The sequence below is a fragment of the Bifidobacterium leontopitheci genome (genome assembly GCF_009193355.1).
Lineage (GTDB): Bacteria > Actinomycetota > Actinomycetes > Actinomycetales > Bifidobacteriaceae > Bifidobacterium > Bifidobacterium leontopitheci.
This window is the reverse complement of sequence record NZ_WBVT01000048.1, coordinates 1-16331: the sequence shown is the minus strand read 5'-3', so window position 1 is coordinate 16331 and position 16331 is coordinate 1. Positions and strand designations below refer to the sequence as shown.

The following is a 16331-nucleotide window of genomic DNA, read 5'->3' as shown; positions in this document are numbered from 1 at the left end:
GGGTCGGTGGGTGGGGTCGGCGATTGACAGCAGGATCGGCGGGTGGGATCGGCAGACGACGACGAATCGGCGGGCGGACGACGGGGCAGACGACTGGGCTGCGGCCGGGTGGCGGCATCGCCATCCAAACTCCCGAAATTCTCCCATTTCAAGCCACGCAAATGGGAGAATATCGGGAGTAGACACACGGTACTCCCGATATTCTCCCATCCAGACACCGCAAAATGGGAGAAAACCGGGACTAGACGCACCGCACTCCCGATATCCTCCCATCCAGACACCGCAAAATGGGAGGAAACCGGGACTAGACGCACCGCACTCCCGATATCCTCCCATTCCAGGCCACGCAAATGGGAGAATATCGGGAGTAGACACACGGTACTCCCGATATCCTCCCATCCAGACACCACAAAATGGGAGAATTCCGGGAGTTTGGACGCGCGGGGGCGGCAGATGAGAGGGGTACGGCTACGGCGAGGCCGGGCATACGGCCCGGCACGCAGGTACGAGCGGCACCGCGGGTAGGGTGCGGCCCAACGCGGGGATACGACACGGCGCGGAAATGCGGTCCGGCTCGGTCAACCCGGCCCAACTCGGTCAGCTCAGCCCGGTCAACCCCACTCGGTCTGCCAACCCGGTCAACCTAACACGGTCAGCCCAACTCGGCCGGTCAATCCAACCCGGCCAACCCGGCCAACCCGACTCGGCTACCCCGGTCAGCTCGACCCGCCCGATCAACCCAACCCGCTCAATCCAGTCAGCGCGATCAACTCAACCCGGCCGGTCAATCCAACCCAGTCAGCGTGATCAACTCAACCCGGCCGGTCAATCCAACCCAGTCAGCGCGGTCAACCCGGTCACCCGACTCGGCAACCCAACCCGGCCTGCCAACCCGGTCAACCAAACCCCCGGCCAACCCGGTCAACCCAGCCCAACTCCGGCCGGCCAGCTCTCCCAGTCCATCCGACCCGCGCACACCCGGCAATCAGCGGACCAGTTCGATGAGCCCCCAGCCGAGCGCGACGCACAGCACCGGCACCACGACCGTCGCCAGCAGATATCCGGCGGCGACGCCGTATTTGCCGTGCCGCGCAAGCGAGACCATCTCGTTGACGGCCGTCGAGAACGTGGAGAAGCCGCCGAGGAAGCCGGTCACGAACAGCAGGTACGCGCTGTGGTCGGCGGTCCCGTAGAAGTACGCGCCTGCGGCGACGCCGGCGAAGAACGTGGCGAGCACGTTGATGATGAACGTCGACAACGGGAACGCGCGGCTCCACCACCGCTGGATCGACGTGTTGAGCACGAACCGCGTGACGGCTCCAAGACCGCCGCACGCGCATACGCCAAGATAGAACAGCATCAGCGCACCTCCCCTGTGTCAGGGTCCGGAGTCTGCGGGATCTCGGCCGTGATCGGACGCGGCTCGAACGACGGCGGCGCGACCGTGCCGTCCTCGGCGGCGACGTCGCCGCCCGTCTGCGCGGCCGACACAGCCGACACGGACGGTTCGGCGGCGGAATCGGCGTGACGTCCGGCCGGGGCGCGGTGGCCGCCGCGCGCGCCGGACCGTCCGGCCGCCGCGGAGTCCGCCACGGCACGGGCGACCTCACGCGCCTCACGTCGCGAACTCAAGGCGAGTCCGGCCATGGTGCCCATCCATGTCACCAGCAGGCCGCACGCGAAACTCAACAGCGTGTACAATACGAATCCGGCCAGATCGCCACCGCGCAGCGACGCCAGATCCTCGATCATCATGGCCGACAGCGTCGAAAAGCCGCCGCACATGCCCATGCCGACGCCGCGGCCGATCAGCTGCCGCGTGCGTTTGCGCACCCACACCGCCTGCGACAGGTAGGCGGTGACGGTCGCGAAAATCAGGCAGGCGGCCATGTTCGCGACGAACGTGGCCGTATGGAACGAATGAAACAGCCCGCTCGGCGCGGCCGGGTTCGGGATGAGCAGCGACAGGCCGTACCGCATGCCCGTGCCGAAGAATCCGCCGACGAACACGACGAGATACAGCATGCCGTCGGCGAGCGGATTGAACCGCGCCTGCACGCGCTTGATCGGCGCGAGCGGCACCGTCGGCGGGTGCGCGGCAGCGGCGGCGCCCGTCGGATGGACGGCGGTCGCCTCGGTCACGCTGATCTCCTGCGTGGACGCAGCCGGCTCGGCTACCGGCTCAGTTGCCGGCGCAAGCGGATTGTCGCCGGCGCCGGATGATGAACCGGCGGATGATGAAGTCTCCATAACGATCGCCGTCCTCTCTCGGTCGTCCTATGTCCCAGCCGTTCAGCTTACGCCCGGCAGCGACACTAGTCGATCAGCGAGTGCACGGAGATGATGTGGTCGCGCTGCGGACCGGTGCCGATCGCGGAGATGCGGCAGTTGCTCAGCTCCTCAAGACGCTTCACATACGCCTGGCAGGTGGCAGGCAGGTCCTCGAACGCGTGCACGGCCGAAATGTCCTCATCCCAGCCGGGCATGGTCTCGTAAATCGGCTTGGCAGCGGCGAACGCAGCCTGATCGGTCGGCATGTCGTCGTAACGCTCGCCGTCCACGTCGTAGGCGACGCAGATCGGAATCTCCTTGAGGCCGGTGAGCACATCCAGCTTGGTGAGCACCAGGTCGGTCAGGCCGTTGACCTGGCTCGCGTAACGGTTGACGACCGCGTCGAACCAGCCGCAGCGGCGCGGACGGCCGGTGGTCACGCCGAACTCGTGACCCTGCTGACGCAGCCACTCGCCGGACTCGTCGAACAGCTCGGTCGGGAACGGGCCCTCGCCCACGCGCGTCACGTACGCCTTGGAGACGCCGATCACGCGGCTGATCTTGGTGGGGCCGACGCCGGTGCCCGTGCAGGCGCCGCCGGCGGTCGGGTTGGAGGACGTGACGAACGGGTAGGTGCCGTGGTCGACGTCAAGCATGGTGGCCTGCGCGCCCTCGAACAGGACGGTCTTGCCTTCGTCGAGCGCCTTGTTGAGGATCAGTCCGGTGTTGGCGACGTACGGCTTGAGACGTTCGCCGAGCTTGAGCAGCTCGTCGGTGGTCTGGTCGACGTCGATCGGGCGACGGTTGTACAGCTTGACGAGCATCTGGTTCTTCTGGTGCAGGCTCGCCTCGACCTTGTCGTGCAGATGGTCGGCGTTGAACAGGTCGTGCACGCGGATGCCCACGCGGTTGATCTTGTCGGCGTAGGCCGGGCCGATGCCGCGGCCGGTGGTGCCGATCTTGTGCTTGCCGAGGAAGCGTTCGGTGACCTTGTCGAGCGTGCGATGGTACGGCGCGATGACGTGCGCGGCCTCGCTCACCAGCAGGCGCGAGCAGTCCACGCCGCGCGACTCGAGGCCGTCGATCTCCTGGAACAGCACTTCGGGGTCGACGACGACGCCGTTGCCGATCACCGGAATGACGGTCGGGCTGATGATGCCGGACGGCAGCAGGTGCAGCGCGTACGACTCGTTGCCGACGACGACGCTGTGGCCCGCGTTGTTGCCGCCGTTGAAACGGGCGACGTAGTTGACATGCGTGCCGATAAGATCGGTCGCCTTTCCCTTGCCTTCGTCTCCCCACTGGGCGCCGATAAGAACGATTCCAGGCATAACACACCTCCGCAATCCGCACAATTCCGCCGGGAACAGCGTACCGTATGCCCTCTACTGTGAGGCCGCCCCGTTTGCGGCAGGTGGTCACCCCCAGTCGGCTTTGCCGACAGCCCTGTCTGCGGGCGTTTCCGACCGGAAGCACGCCGGTCCTCGTCGCAAACGGACGCTGGCAGGCCGATTCGCGGCCGTTTCCGACCGGCCCGCTCACACTCCTAGCCGAAAACGGACGCAAACAAGCCGATTCGCGGCCGTTTCCGACCAGAAGACGCCATGTTCCCGTCGCAAACGACCGCTACTTCAGCGCGCGGCCGGCGGAACCGAGCTCGCGGCAGGCCTCGACCACGCGCGCGGCCATCGACGATTCGGCTTCGCGGCCCCACGAACGCGGGTCGTAGTACTTCTTCTCGCCCACCTCGCCGTCGATCTTCAACACCGAACTGTAGTGCGCGAACATGTGGCCGGCGGCGGCGCGAGTGAACGCGTACTGCGTGTCCGTGTCGATGTTCATCTTCACCACGCCGTAGCTGACCGCCTCGGCGATCTCCTCGGGACGCGAGCCTGAGCCGCCGTGGAAGACCAGCGGGAACGGCTTGCCGTTGGGGAAGTCGACGATGCCCGCGGCGGAAGGCACGCGGCCGTCCGTCACGGCGACGGCGACCTCGCGCTGGATTTCGCCGAGCAGTTCGGGACGCAGCTTGACCACGCCCGGCTTGTACGCGCCGTGCACGTTGCCGAACGTGAATGCGGCCATGTAGCGGCCGCGCTCGCCCAGGCCGAGCCGTTGCGCGACCTTCACGCCGTCGGCCGGCGTGGAATACAGCTTCTCGTTGATTTCGGCGCGGTGGCCGTCCTCCTCGCCGCCGACCGTGCCGATTTCGATCTCCAGGATCGTGCGCGCGGCCTGCGACTTGTCGAGCAGCTCCTCGGCGATGTCGAGGTTCTCGTCGAGCGGCACGGTCGAGCCGTCCCACATGTGCGACTGGAACATCGGCTCGCGGCCGTGCGCCACCTCGTCGGCTTCGAGCGCGAGCAGCGGCCGCACCCAGCTGTCAAGGTACTGCTTGGCGCAGTGGTCGGTGTGCAGCGCGACCGTGATGTTCGGGTACTTCTTCGCGACCTCGTGCGCGAACGCGGCGAACGCGAGCGAACCGGTCACGCGGTCGTTCACCGCCTGACCGGAGAAGTATGCGGCACCGCCGACCGACACCTGGATGATGCCGTCGGATTCGGCTTCGGCGAGCCCCTGCAGGGCCGCGTTGAGCGTCTGCGAGCTCGTCACGTTGATCGCGGGGTAGGCGTATCCGCCGCGGCGGGCGGCGTCCAGCATTTCGGCGTATCGTTCGGTAGTTGCAATCGTCATGATTGCAATTATCGTCCGACCGCGCAACAAAAACAGGGGGTGGCGGCGCCGCGCGAACAACCCACACACGGACGTCATGAAGAATTCACGAATTTCATCCGTTCGTATGATGTTTCCCGCTGTCGCCCGACTGAAAAGTTCGTACAATATCCTGTTGATGAACACGAAGAAGAACGACGCGCAGAACGTCGAGGAACTGTATTTCGGCGCCAGCGTGCGCCGTGCCGGCCGGCCTGACAAGATGGGCAAGAAGCGCCGCGGCGCGCGTCGCGAGGAGCCGGAACTGCAGGAGTATGAGGTGACGGACGACTTCGACGACGGCTCGGGCGACGGCCGCAAGCGTCACCCGTGGCTGATTGCATTCGTCGTCATCATGGTCATCGTCGCGCTCGTCGGCGGCTGCCTGGGCGGCTGGTGGATGTACGACAACCACTGGCGTAAGGTCGCCGTCACCGTCAACGGATCGTCGATGGAGGTACGCGTCGATACGACGGCCGCACGTCTGCTCAAGGACAACGCCGACTTCGGCACGAAACGCGGCAATCTGGTCGACGTTTCCGGCGCGACGATGAAGGCGGGCGCCGGCAAGCCGATCGTCGTCAGCATCGACGGCACGGCGGTGCCCGAAGCGAAGCTCGACAGCACCGTCATCCCCGCCAACTCCATGGTCATGGTCACCAGCGGCGAGGACGTGGTCGAACCGCACACCGTGAAGCGCGAAACCGTACCGCACGGCGAGCAGATCAACATCATCGGCGGCGCGATCCAGTACCGCAAGCAGCTGGGCAGCGACGGCGTCCACGAATACTGGACCGGCAAGCAGTCCGGCAAACAGGTCGACAAGGGCATCACCAAACAGCCGCGCGACCTCATTGTCGAAGCGCTCAACCCACGCCCCTCCGGCAAGAAGGTGATCGCGCTGACCTTCGACGATGGCCCCAGCCAATACAGCGGACCGATTCTCGACATCCTCAAAAAGAAGCATGTGAAGGCCACGTTCTTCGACGTGGGCGAGGAGAGCGTGAACTTCCCCGAGCTGGAGAAGCGCATGCTCGCCGAAGGCCACCAGGTCGCCAGCCATTCCAACACACACCCGGACATGCCGACGCTCAGCCGTGACGCGTTGCGCGCCGAGATCACGGCCGGCTTCGCGAACATGGAGAAGGCATCCGGACACAAGACGAAGGTGCTGCGCTCGCCGTACGGCGCGTTCGGCAAGAAGCAGTGGCAGCAGACGTACGACCTGATCAGCATGAACGTGCTGTGGGACATCGACACGGAGGATTGGAAGCGGCCCGGCGCCGACAAAATCCACGACGCGGTGATGTCCGGCGCGCACAACGGCGCGATCGTGCTCATGCACGACGGCGGCGGCGACCGCACGCAGGACATCGAGGCGCTCCCCGGCATCATCGACGACCTGAAGAAGCAGGGCTACGAGTTCGTCACCATCGAACAGCTGCTCAAGATGAGCGGGGATGTGACGGGAACGTCGAATGGTGAGGCGGCTGGCTCGGCCGCGGATGGCGAGTCGGCAACGGACAGCTCGACCGACTGACCCGCCACCTTGGCCCTCCTCGGCGGAGGGCCGTTGCAGTCGTAGGACCGTCCCGCCACCTCGGCCCCCTCGGTGGAGGGGGCTGTCACGGCCTGTGGCCGTGACTGGGGGAGCGCCACCCGCGACCACATACAGAGAAGCCCGCTGGGGACTTTTTCCGGCCAGCGGGCTTGACTGGAGCGGATGACGGGAGTCGAACCCGCCTTTAAAGCTTGGGAAGCTTTCGTTCTACCGATGAACTACATCCGCAGTGTGCGTTTGTGCACGAATATTCAGTATATCACATTGGCGATGGTCACGGCAACGCAGCCGGCCGTAGCCAGCGCAGATGTCAGTACAGATACTGCCCGCCGTTCGCGCCCGGGCCGCCGTAGATGCCGGCTCCGCGCATCTCCTGCGCCATCTGCATGAGCCGGCTGATGCGCTCGTCGGTCGGCGGGTGCGTGGAGAACAGCTTGGAGAAGCCGCGCAGGGAGAACGGGTTAGCGATCATCATGGCGGAGACGGACTGTGTTCCGGCGGTCTTCGGCATGGGGTTGGTCTGCGCGCCGTACGAGATCTTGTTGAGCGCCGACGCGAGCGCCTCCGGATCGCCGGTGAGCCGGCTGCCGTCCTCGTCCGCGTCGAACTCGCGCGTGCGTGAGATCGCCATCTGGATGAGCGAGGCGCCGATAGGTGCGAGCACGGCGCTCACCAGCACGCCGATCAGGCCGAACGCGCCGGAATCGTTGTCCCGGCTGTTGCCGCGGCCGCCGCCGAAATACATGAGCGAGTAGCCGAGGTACGTGATGACGGTCGCCATCGCGGAGGCAATCGCCGAGGTGAGGATGTCGTGGTTGTACACGTGCATGAGCTCGTGGCCGAGCACGCCGCGCAGCTCGCGTTCGTTGAGGATGTTGAGGATGCCTTGCGTGCAGCAGACGGCCGCGTGACGTTCGTTGCGGCCGGTGGCGAAGGCGTTGGGGCTCATCGTGGGGGCGATGTAGATGCGCGGCATCGGCTTGCCGGCGCGTGCGCTCAGCTCGCGGACGATGCGGTACAGGGCGGGCGCTTCGGCCTCGCTGACCGCCCGCGCGCGCATGGAGGCGATGGCGAGCTTGTCGGAGAACCAGTAGGTGATGAACGTGGATGCCAGGCCGATGATGATATAGATGCCCAGCGTGCCGCGGCTGCCGCCGGTCAGCCACCAAATCAGCATGATGATGGCCCACATGAGCGCGAAAAGCGCCGTCGTTTTCAGGCCATTGAAGTGGCCGTGCACACGCATCTGTCCGTCCATAAGCGCCACACTAGAAACTCTGCCTGAGTTTTTGCTGGGGGTCAGCCGGGAGCATAGTCGGCGGGCGGGTGAGGGGTGTGGTGGGGTGCGTCGGATGGCCGGCGGACGGCCGGCGGACGGCCGATTCGCGGGACCCGTGACCGAACTCCTTGGATTCTCCCATCCGAAGGGGTCTGAATGGGAGAATCCAAGGAGTTCGGCCACGCTAATCCCGATATTCTCCCATTTCCGAGCCCGCAGATGGGAGAATCTCGGGAGTTCCAGCGGCAGACTCCAGGGATTCTCCCATTCCAGCCGCACCGAATGGGAGAATTCCGGGAGTAACGACGTCAAACTGCGGGGGGGTAGGCCCATTCCGCCCCGTCAAACCGGGTCTGCCCCCCGGAGCCTCCCAAACAAACTCCGGGGATAGACCCATTTCAACGTCGCAACATGGGTCTATCCCCGGAGTAGCAGGAATTCAGGGCCGCTCAGAGCCGTTCGGAACCGTCCAGCCCGGCGGCCGCCAGCCAGCAGCCCGCCAGCCCGGTAACCAACCGCAAGCCGGCTGCCAACCGACCAGCCAGAATCAGCCCGGCAGTCACCAGCCAGCCGCCAGCCGCCAGCCGACCGGCAATCCTGCCAGCCGACCGACAACCGCAAGCCGCCCGGCAGAACCACCCGAAAAATCAGGCGTGCGCCAGTTCGCGCATCTGATCCGGCTCGATGACCTTCTTGTGCTCGCGGCCTTCCTTCGCGCCCTCGGCACGTTCGAACGCGTCGACCTTCTTCCAGCCGGCGAAGTCGATCGGCTTGACGCCGCGCGACTCGAGCAGTCGGTCGATCGACTCGGGATCGCGGTCGGCGGCCACACGGCCACCCTCGGCGGCCTTGGCGAGATCCTCGAGCATGTTGGTGACGATCATAAGCGCGTCGGATTTGGTCGAGCCGATGAGGCCGACCGGGCCACGCTTGGCCCAGCCGGTCGCGTACAGTCGCTCGCGCACGTCGCCGCCGTCGGCAGCTGTGGTGATGCGGCCGTCGCCGTTCGCGTTGGCGAGGTGGGCGCCGTGCTCGTCGTACGCGATGCCGGGAGCCTCGGCCGGCTTGTAGCCGATCGCATGGTAGACGGCCTCGACCGGATAGTCGGTGAACTCGCCGGTGCGGTGCATCACGCCGTCCGCGCCGGTTTCGGTACGCTCCACGCGGATCGCCTTCACGCGACCGTCCTCGCCGAGGATCTCGGTGGGCGCGGAGTTGAAGTGGATGTAGTACTTGCGGTCTGCCGGGTTGCCCTCGAAGTCGACGTCGCCGTCATCCTCCATGTCCTCGGCCATCTCGCGCACGGTGAACAGCTCTTCGACCATCTGCCGGGTGAGCTTGTCCTTGCCGGCCTCCTCGATGGTGTCGTCGTCGAGCTCGAAGTCGTCCTCGTTGATGATGAGCTGCACGCCGGGCAGCTTCTCCATCTCGCGCAGCTCCTGCACGCTGAACTTGGCCTGGGCCACGCCGCGGCGGATGAACAGGTGGAGCACGCGAGCCTTGTTCCGGCCGATGCCCTCGTAGACGTTGTCGGGGATGTCGGTCTTGGCCTTGAGGTCGTCGGCGTTGCGCATGAGCTCGCGGGCGACGTCCATCGCCACGTTGCCGCCGCCGATCACGGCGACATTTTCGGCGGTGAGCGGCCACTCGCGGGCGCCCGTGGGGTAGCCGTCGTACCATTCGACGAACTTGGCGGCGCCGTACACGCCGTCGAGGTCGGCGCCGGGAATGCGCAGCGGCTTGTCCTTGACGGCGCCGGTGGCGAACAGCACGGCGTCGTAGCGGGCGAGCAGGTCGTCGAGCGTGACGTCCTTGCCGAACTCCACGTCGCAGTACAGGTGGATGTCCGGGTTGTCGAGCGTCTTCTCGAGCGCGGACGCGATGAACTTGATGGACGGGTGGTCGGGGGCCACACCGTAGCGGACCAGGCCGAACGGCACGGGCAGCTTCTCGAACAGGTCGATGCGCGCGCTGGTGCCGAGACCGAGCTCCGCGCCGAGCTTCTTGAGCTGGCGCAGGAAGATGTCGGACGAGTACACGCCCGCGGGGCCGGCGCCGATCACGGCGATGCGCAGCTCGGCGGAGGCGGTCGCGGACGCGGTGGTTTCAGCAGTGTTTGCAGCAGTATTCACAGTTTCAGTCACGCGTTCCAGACTATCGCAAACCGGCGAGGTGCGGAAGGGTGCGGCGGTGAGGGGTTTGGGGAGGTGGGGTGGGGTGCGGTGGGTGCGGGTGGTGAGTGGGATATGGAGGAGGAGTGGGACGGGCGGGGATGCGTGGGACGGGCGGATTGGGTGATTGCGGATGGGAATCAGTGATGACGAACTGAGTTTGCATCCGCCGCTGATCCGGCTCCATGTCATCTGCCCGCTCCCAGCACAGCACATACACGTACGCCCCTGCATCCACGACAGTATTTCTCGGACGCCCGCACATACGATGAGGCGGCTGCGAGGATGGAAAACCATCCGCACAGCCGCCTCATCAGGACAGCCCTAGGGGCTTAGCGGGTCAGCGGGTCACTGCAGAGCAGCCGGGTTCAGCGTGGTGTAGTCGCTGACTCCGAACGGTGGAACGACAACGCAGCTTTCACCTTCGCAGCTCTTCGAGATGACATCGTCATCGTCCGTCCGCACATCATCACCGTACAGACGAACAACTTCCAGAATCGGGGAAGAATACTCCATTGCTAACTCCTTCTCAGTTTGCAGACTCAGATGAAATCTGCTGAAGAATGCCTGCAGCGTAAGCCTTCTCTTCGGCAGAAGCCGAGGAACTGCTCTGAATTGCTGTAGCGACACTCTGGACGCTCGAGCTGCGAACTTCGGTCTCGGACGCAACTACCGGCGTACCGTCAGCAGTCGTATATCCCATGAAAGCAGCGACATAAAGATTACGCGCGTAATTCGCAGAGGTGATTCCCGTAAAGATGAGATTCACCGCGAGCTTTCCGTTCTCTTCCTTGGTCGCCGCGACCTTTGTCCTATAGTTCAATGCGCTCAGGTCAACAGAGGCCGTGCCATAGCGCCATCCGGAAGTGGCCTTATCGAAAGTCGCCCCATCCGGAACGTCCACATGGTAGCCGAAACGAAGATCCGTCTTGGAATAGTCATCCGTACCATCCGAAGTCGTGTACTTGCCAACACGCAGCGAGCCACCCTGGAACTTGATGACGTCCTCGGTCTTGACGAACTTGGCGTAGGCGACGCCGGACTTCTTGGCCGAATCCAGCGGAGTGGTCAGCTCAGAGTCCGCATACCAACCGGCGAAGGTGTAGCCGGCAGGAGCCGCAGGAGCGGTGAAGGACGCCGCAGTCGTACCAGTGCTGCCAGAAACCTTATCGCCACGGTAATCAGTCACGTTCGCGACCTTGGCGGAATACGTACCAGCATTCGTATCCTCGGTCAGATATGAGACGATCGGGCTGATAATGACATCACCGTGATTCGCGCCATCGGCGTTGGCGATGATACGAACCTTGTCCCCAGCCTGAACATCGATAACGCCCTTGGATGACTGCAGACAGTTCGCGAACTCATCGGACCGTGCCGTGGAGCCGCCAGCAAGCGTCGCTGTGCAGAGAGCGGAATCATCACCCTTCTGCAGAGTCAATACAACCGGGCCGGTGTGGCTGGCCGACTGACGGTAAGGCTCGTCATTACGGACGCCAATCGTGACCTTGCCGGCTTTCGGAGCAGTCCACACAAGAGCAGCACCCTTGCCTGTGGTGGCTACATCATCATTCAGGATACCCGTCAGCGCGTTCCTATTGGAAGCGGTCAGCGAAGCGACACGAACATTGATGCCACTTCCATACCACGTGTTGTAGTAATACGCGGCATTCGGCGCGGTTTGGGAACCAGCCGTTCCACGTTGCGTGACTTTCTCCCACGAGTCATCGCCAGTCTGCTGTTCCACGGACCACGTGTTATTTGGAGTCCGGCTGGCTACTTCCTCAAGGAAAGTCTGTGAGAGCTCATCCACGAAGCTGTAGGAGTCCGGCGCATCGTAAGTGACGGTCGGAGAAGCGTAGACGCGGCCATCAGCAATGCCGTTAGAAGTCTCGGAGAGAAGACGCAAGTAATCGCCCTTCTCGACTGTGACCGGAATCGGCGAATTCCATCCTGCGACAGGCGTCGTGTCAGTCAAGGTTGACATTTTCAGGGTGTAGAAGTCGGTCTTGTTGCTCTTGACCAGCTGCAGACCAAACGTTATCGAACCACCAGCAGCAGCGCGATACGGCTCACCATCACCAAGCGAAACCCAGACTGTGCCCGCCTTCGGTGCCTTCCACGTAACGGCGCCATCAACGCCGTTGCTGCCGACACTGATGACTCCACGCTTAACCGCGCCTACGGTCTCGAATCCGACAGGACCATCCTTAGTGGCACCCGCACCGTTGACGTACCAGTAACGGTATGCATCGTCAGAGGCTTCGGCCTTTCCGTTGTTTACCTCAAAGTCCGTCCAAACACCGCTGCCTCCGCGCCACTGCGCGTGCCAAGTGGCGTTGTCGCCAGCAGCCGCGCCGAACGAGGTGAAATCGTTCACCCAGTTCCACGTGGTCTGCTCTTGGGTGTCAGCGGCGGAGGCGGGGGTGTCAACCGCGTTGGCGGTGGTGGTCGCCACCATGGGGACCGCCATGCCCAGCGCGGCGGCGACAGCGACCGCGACGCTCAGCTTTCTCAATCCCAATCTCATACACTTCTTCCTTACTCTATTGGGACAGTCTCATTGACTTGCGGCGATGCCGTCCACGACGTCTCCGTCGTGCGCTTCCTTGCAGAACCTCTTGGCAGCATCGCTACTTGTTAAGAAACTTTACAATTACTGAAGTTTACGAGCATGGGTGGCCATTATCCGATATATGGACTCGGTTATTTCGCATATCGACCGGTTTTTCTGCTCCGGCGGGGTGCGGCGCCATGCCCTAAATGCGCATCTCCTAACGATTCCAACGATGGCAGCGCTCACAAACAGCCGTCACATAATTTACCGGGCCGTAACCTTGCAACGATTCCGTACTGGTCTCCTCGGCATGGCCGGGCCGATTCGGCGCCGATCGGGCGTGCCGGCCGCCAAATGGGCGGCTTCGCAGCGAATCGGGCCGCCCGCCGTCAGCCGGTCATCTCAGTGCAAATCGGGGCGCATCGCACCGCCAGCCGGGCGAGTCCGCCCGCATATCGGGGGCATCCCGTCAACGCCAAGCGGGCAAACCACAGCCGCCAACCAGGCAATCATGCGCCAAGCGGAGGCAGGCCCCAGCCGCAAATCACCGCCTTATATGACCGGGCGTGGGAGCCTTACCGCCGACTGCGACGAACCTTACGACGCCGAATCGCATAGCGGGGCTCTGACGTGGGAGCAGGATTGGCCTGTTCTGGACGGTATTCCGTATTCTTAGGCTCCTCGGTGCCCCACGCGCGGCTGTTAAGCCACATCAATCGCCGGTATCATGCGGTTTTTGGAAGGATTGATTGGGGTATTGCCACGGCCAGTCCCTAAGAATACGGAATACCGTCCAGAATTGGCCGTTTCCTTGTCCGGGGCATCCCAAGAGAGGGTGGGATCCCGACGAATATGCTTACGGCCGTCCAGCCTGTAGCGGGAATCCGCCCCACACATGCGGGCATCACAGACGAGCCTCAACGCACCGAGCTCCGCAGCGAAGAAGAGGCCGATGGGAAAACCGCGCCCTTAAATCAGGGAAAACCGGCAATGCGCTGGCCCTCCCGGCCGTTCTCGCGAGCTTGAACACCCGCCAGTCACCGTGCTGCGTAACGCGGCCTCCGTGTTTTCCGCATGATTGAAGGGCTATTCCGGAGTAGGCGGGCATCAGTGCAAGTAGCAGGCGGAATCCGGCAAAGCGTTTCCGCCATTTTCCAACGAAGTCATATCGCGAAAAAGCGCGTCTACTGAGGGCCATGCCCGCCTACTCCGGAATAGCGCTCAGAGAAAGCCATTCTCGCCGAATGAGGCGGTCGCCCAGACGGAAACCAGACGGCCTGCGTCAATAGGGCTGGGGAAATTCGGCAAAACTGCTATACGACTCTGACGAACGCCATACGAATGTGACGAGAAAAAGCGTGGCACTCCCCCAGTCGGCTACACCGACAGCCCCCCTCCACCGAGGAGGCAAGGCACCGGGCCAGCGAGCAACCTGCAATCAAGGACAGCCTTCGATTGGCTCAATACCCGTCCACTACCGCTCGCACCGCACCTGCAAACGCCGCCGGCGTTTGTCTTACGGCTCGATCCTCCACCGAGGAATGCTGCGGGACCCGCCCCACCCGCTTCGCGGGAGCCCCCGCCAGCGGGGGCCGACGCTCCCCCAGTCAGCTCCGCTGACAGCCCACAGATGGCCCCATGATGGCCCACTGCCGTTCGCCCGCTTGCGGACGGGCGACCATCCGCAAGCGGGCAGCCACCCCGCCGCGCACGCTACTCCCGGTCGAGCAGCGCAGTGAGGGCCCAGAGGATGCTCACCACGTCGATCGCCTCCTGCAGGAACGCGCCCACGACCACCGGAATCAGGTTGAACGCGGCCGCGACCATGCCGGCGAGCGCCAGCGCGAGTCCGGCCAGCACCGCCTGCAGCATCACGCGCTTCGTGCGCCGTGCAATCGCGATGGCCTCGGGCACGGCGGCGATGCTGTCGTTCATGATCACGACCTGCGCGGATTGCGAGGCGGCGGTCGACGTGCCGTCCGTGATGGCGACGCCGATGCCTGCGGCGGCGAGCACTGGCGCGTCGTTCACCCCGTCGCCGACCATCATGGTGACGGGCGCGGCGCCACGGCGGGCGGCGCGAATGCCACGCGCACCCTCAGGTCCGGCCGCGTCATCCCCCGCCGCGCGCACGGCGACAACCTTATCTTCAGGGAACAGTTCGGCGTGCACGTCGTCGATGCCGACCTCACGCGCGATGATTTCGGCGGACGCGCGCTTGTCGCCGGTGAGCATGGTCAGCCGGCTGACGCCGAGCCCGCGCAGCCGGTCGAGCGATTCGCGGGCGTCGGCGCGCGGCACGTCGCGCAGCACGATGCGCGCGGCGAGCCGCCCGTCGATCGACACGTAGGCGGCCATCTCGTCGGGCGCGAGCGGGGCGAACCGGGCGCGCGATGGGGCCGTCGACTGGAAGCCGTCCGCGGCCGCGTCGGCGAAGGCGAGCCGGCCGACGCGCACACGATGGCCGTTCACCTCGGCGCTCACGCCTTTGCCTGCGATCTCCGTCACATGCTTCACCACCGGATACTCCATGAACCCATGGCCGAGCCCGCGGGCTGCCTCCGGCTCCGGGCACTGCCGCTGGCCGGCCGCGTAGCGTTCGCGCAGGCGGCGCATCGCCTGCTTGCCGGCCTTCGCGATGCCGTTCGCCAGCACGTGCGCCGAATAACCCTCGACCACGCCCGCCATCATGAGGATATGATCCTCGTCAAAGTGCGGGGCAGAGGCTGTGGCGCTGGACGGTTCGCCGGCAGACCACCCTCCGTCGCTGCGCGACACCTCCCGCCAGCGGGAGGGAGAAACAGTCGCCGTTTCACTGACCGACTCCTTCCGCCGGGAAGAATAGGGAGCCGGCGGGGCAAGCTCGCCGGCCACGGGACCAGCCGCAACGGGGTGCACGTCATTAGCGGACGACCGTTGCGAACCCGCGCCGCCAGGCCGCCCTCCGTCGCTGCGCGACACCTCCCGCCAGCGGGAGGGAGAAGGAGCCGCACCCGCTGCGGCATTCTCGCTCGCGAAATCAGCGTGTGCAGCTGCTGAGTCCACACGTGAGGTCGCCGCACTCACGCACACGGCCGCTGCGCGCGCACCCGCTGTGACGTTTGCGCCAATGCCCGCCGCGCCGACGCCGCCGTCATCGGGCAGCATCTCGACGCGCACGACCTGCGGCCGCTTCACCGTCAGCGTGCCCGTCTTGTCGAAGAACACGTGACGCACGCGGCCCAGCGTCTCCAGCACGCTCTGGCTTTTCACCACGATCCCGGCCTTCGCGAGCCGTCCGGTGCCGGCGATGTACGCGACCGGAGCGGCGATCAACAGCGGGCACGGCGTCGCCAGCACGAGCACCTGCGCGAACCGCAGCGCCGAGCCGGACAACGTCCACGCGAGCGCGCCGATCGCCAGCGACAGTATGGTGAACGGCACGGCCAGCCGGTCCGCGGTGCGCACGACCGCCGGGCGCGACTCCTGCGCCGACTCAACCAGTTTCATGATCTGCTGGTACTGCGAGTCGGCGGCCGGTTTCGTGGCGCGCATCGTGAGCGCGGTCGGCCCGTTCACCGCGCCCGAGAGAACGGTCGCGCCGGCGAACACCTCGCCCGGCACCGGCTCGCCGTTGACGGTGCTCATGTCGAGCGAGGCCGTGCCGGACAGCAGCACGCCGTCGACCGGCACGGTCTCGCCGGGCAGGACCGTCAGCACGTCGCCGGGGCGGACATCGGCGACGGGGATTGTGCGGAAGTGCGGCTGGGGGGGGGGCGGTCGCTTATACACATCTCCGAG

The 16331-nt window shown here is 65.0% G+C and carries 9 protein-coding genes, 1 tRNA gene and 2 pseudogenes; 1 reads left to right on the top strand and 11 read right to left on the bottom strand.

Going from position 1 to position 16331, the window contains the following annotated elements; all coding sequences use genetic code 11:
- Positions 1-985: 985 nt before the first annotated feature.
- The 4 genes from F7D09_RS10220 to fbaA form a co-directional block, all read right to left on the bottom strand.
- Complete coding sequence (locus F7D09_RS10220) at positions 986-1360, bottom strand: fluoride efflux transporter FluC (protein ID WP_193312448.1); 375 nt, start codon at positions 1358-1360, stop codon at positions 986-988.
- A complete protein-coding gene (locus F7D09_RS10215; protein ID WP_152235387.1) occupies positions 1360-2250 on the bottom strand; it encodes a fluoride efflux transporter FluC in 891 nt (296 codons plus the stop codon). The genes F7D09_RS10220 and F7D09_RS10215 overlap by 1 nt, the downstream gene beginning before the upstream one ends.
- A 65-nt stretch (positions 2251-2315) precedes the next feature.
- Complete coding sequence (locus tag F7D09_RS10210; protein ID WP_152235386.1) at positions 2316-3602, bottom strand: adenylosuccinate synthase; 1287 nt, start codon at positions 3600-3602, stop codon at positions 2316-2318.
- 295 nt (positions 3603-3897) lie between these two features.
- Positions 3898-4965 carry a class II fructose-bisphosphate aldolase gene (gene fbaA / locus F7D09_RS10205; protein ID WP_152235385.1) on the bottom strand — a complete coding sequence of 356 codons (1068 nt, stop codon included), beginning with the start codon at positions 4963-4965 and terminating at the stop codon, positions 3898-3900.
- 157 nt (positions 4966-5122) lie between these two features.
- Here fbaA and F7D09_RS10200 point away from each other — a divergent pair, with 157 nt between their 5' ends.
- Positions 5123-6523: a polysaccharide deacetylase family protein gene (locus F7D09_RS10200; RefSeq protein ID WP_226836265.1), complete on the top strand. Its 1401-nt coding sequence runs from the start codon at positions 5123-5125 to the stop codon at positions 6521-6523.
- A 175-nt stretch (positions 6524-6698) separates the two neighbouring features.
- Here the strand turns inward: F7D09_RS10200 and F7D09_RS10195 are convergent.
- The 7 genes and pseudogenes from F7D09_RS10195 to F7D09_RS11755 form a co-directional block, all read right to left on the bottom strand.
- Positions 6699-6772, bottom strand: a tRNA-Gly gene (locus F7D09_RS10195).
- Between the two features lie 82 nt (positions 6773-6854).
- Positions 6855-7802, bottom strand: a complete 948-nt coding sequence (htpX, locus tag F7D09_RS10190; RefSeq protein WP_152235384.1) for a zinc metalloprotease HtpX — start codon at positions 7800-7802, stop codon at positions 6855-6857.
- Between the two features lie 668 nt (positions 7803-8470).
- Positions 8471-9955, bottom strand: coding sequence for an FAD-dependent oxidoreductase (locus F7D09_RS10185; protein ID WP_193312449.1), 1485 nt, complete (start codon positions 9953-9955; stop codon positions 8471-8473).
- A gap of 387 nt (positions 9956-10342) precedes the next feature.
- On the bottom strand, positions 10343-10510 hold the full coding sequence (locus F7D09_RS11235; protein ID WP_193312447.1) for a hypothetical protein: 168 nt from the start codon (positions 10508-10510) through the stop codon (positions 10343-10345).
- A gap of 13 nt (positions 10511-10523) precedes the next feature.
- Positions 10524-12524, bottom strand: coding sequence for an InlB B-repeat-containing protein (locus F7D09_RS10180; RefSeq protein WP_152235383.1), 2001 nt, complete (start codon positions 12522-12524; stop codon positions 10524-10526).
- A 1740-nt stretch (positions 12525-14264) separates the two neighbouring features.
- Positions 14265-15266 (bottom strand): annotated as a pseudogene (locus tag F7D09_RS11760) (HAD family hydrolase); the annotation flags it as partial.
- Positions 15267-15689: 423 nt separating this feature from the next.
- Positions 15690-16331, bottom strand: a pseudogene (locus F7D09_RS11755) (HAD-IC family P-type ATPase); the annotation flags it as partial.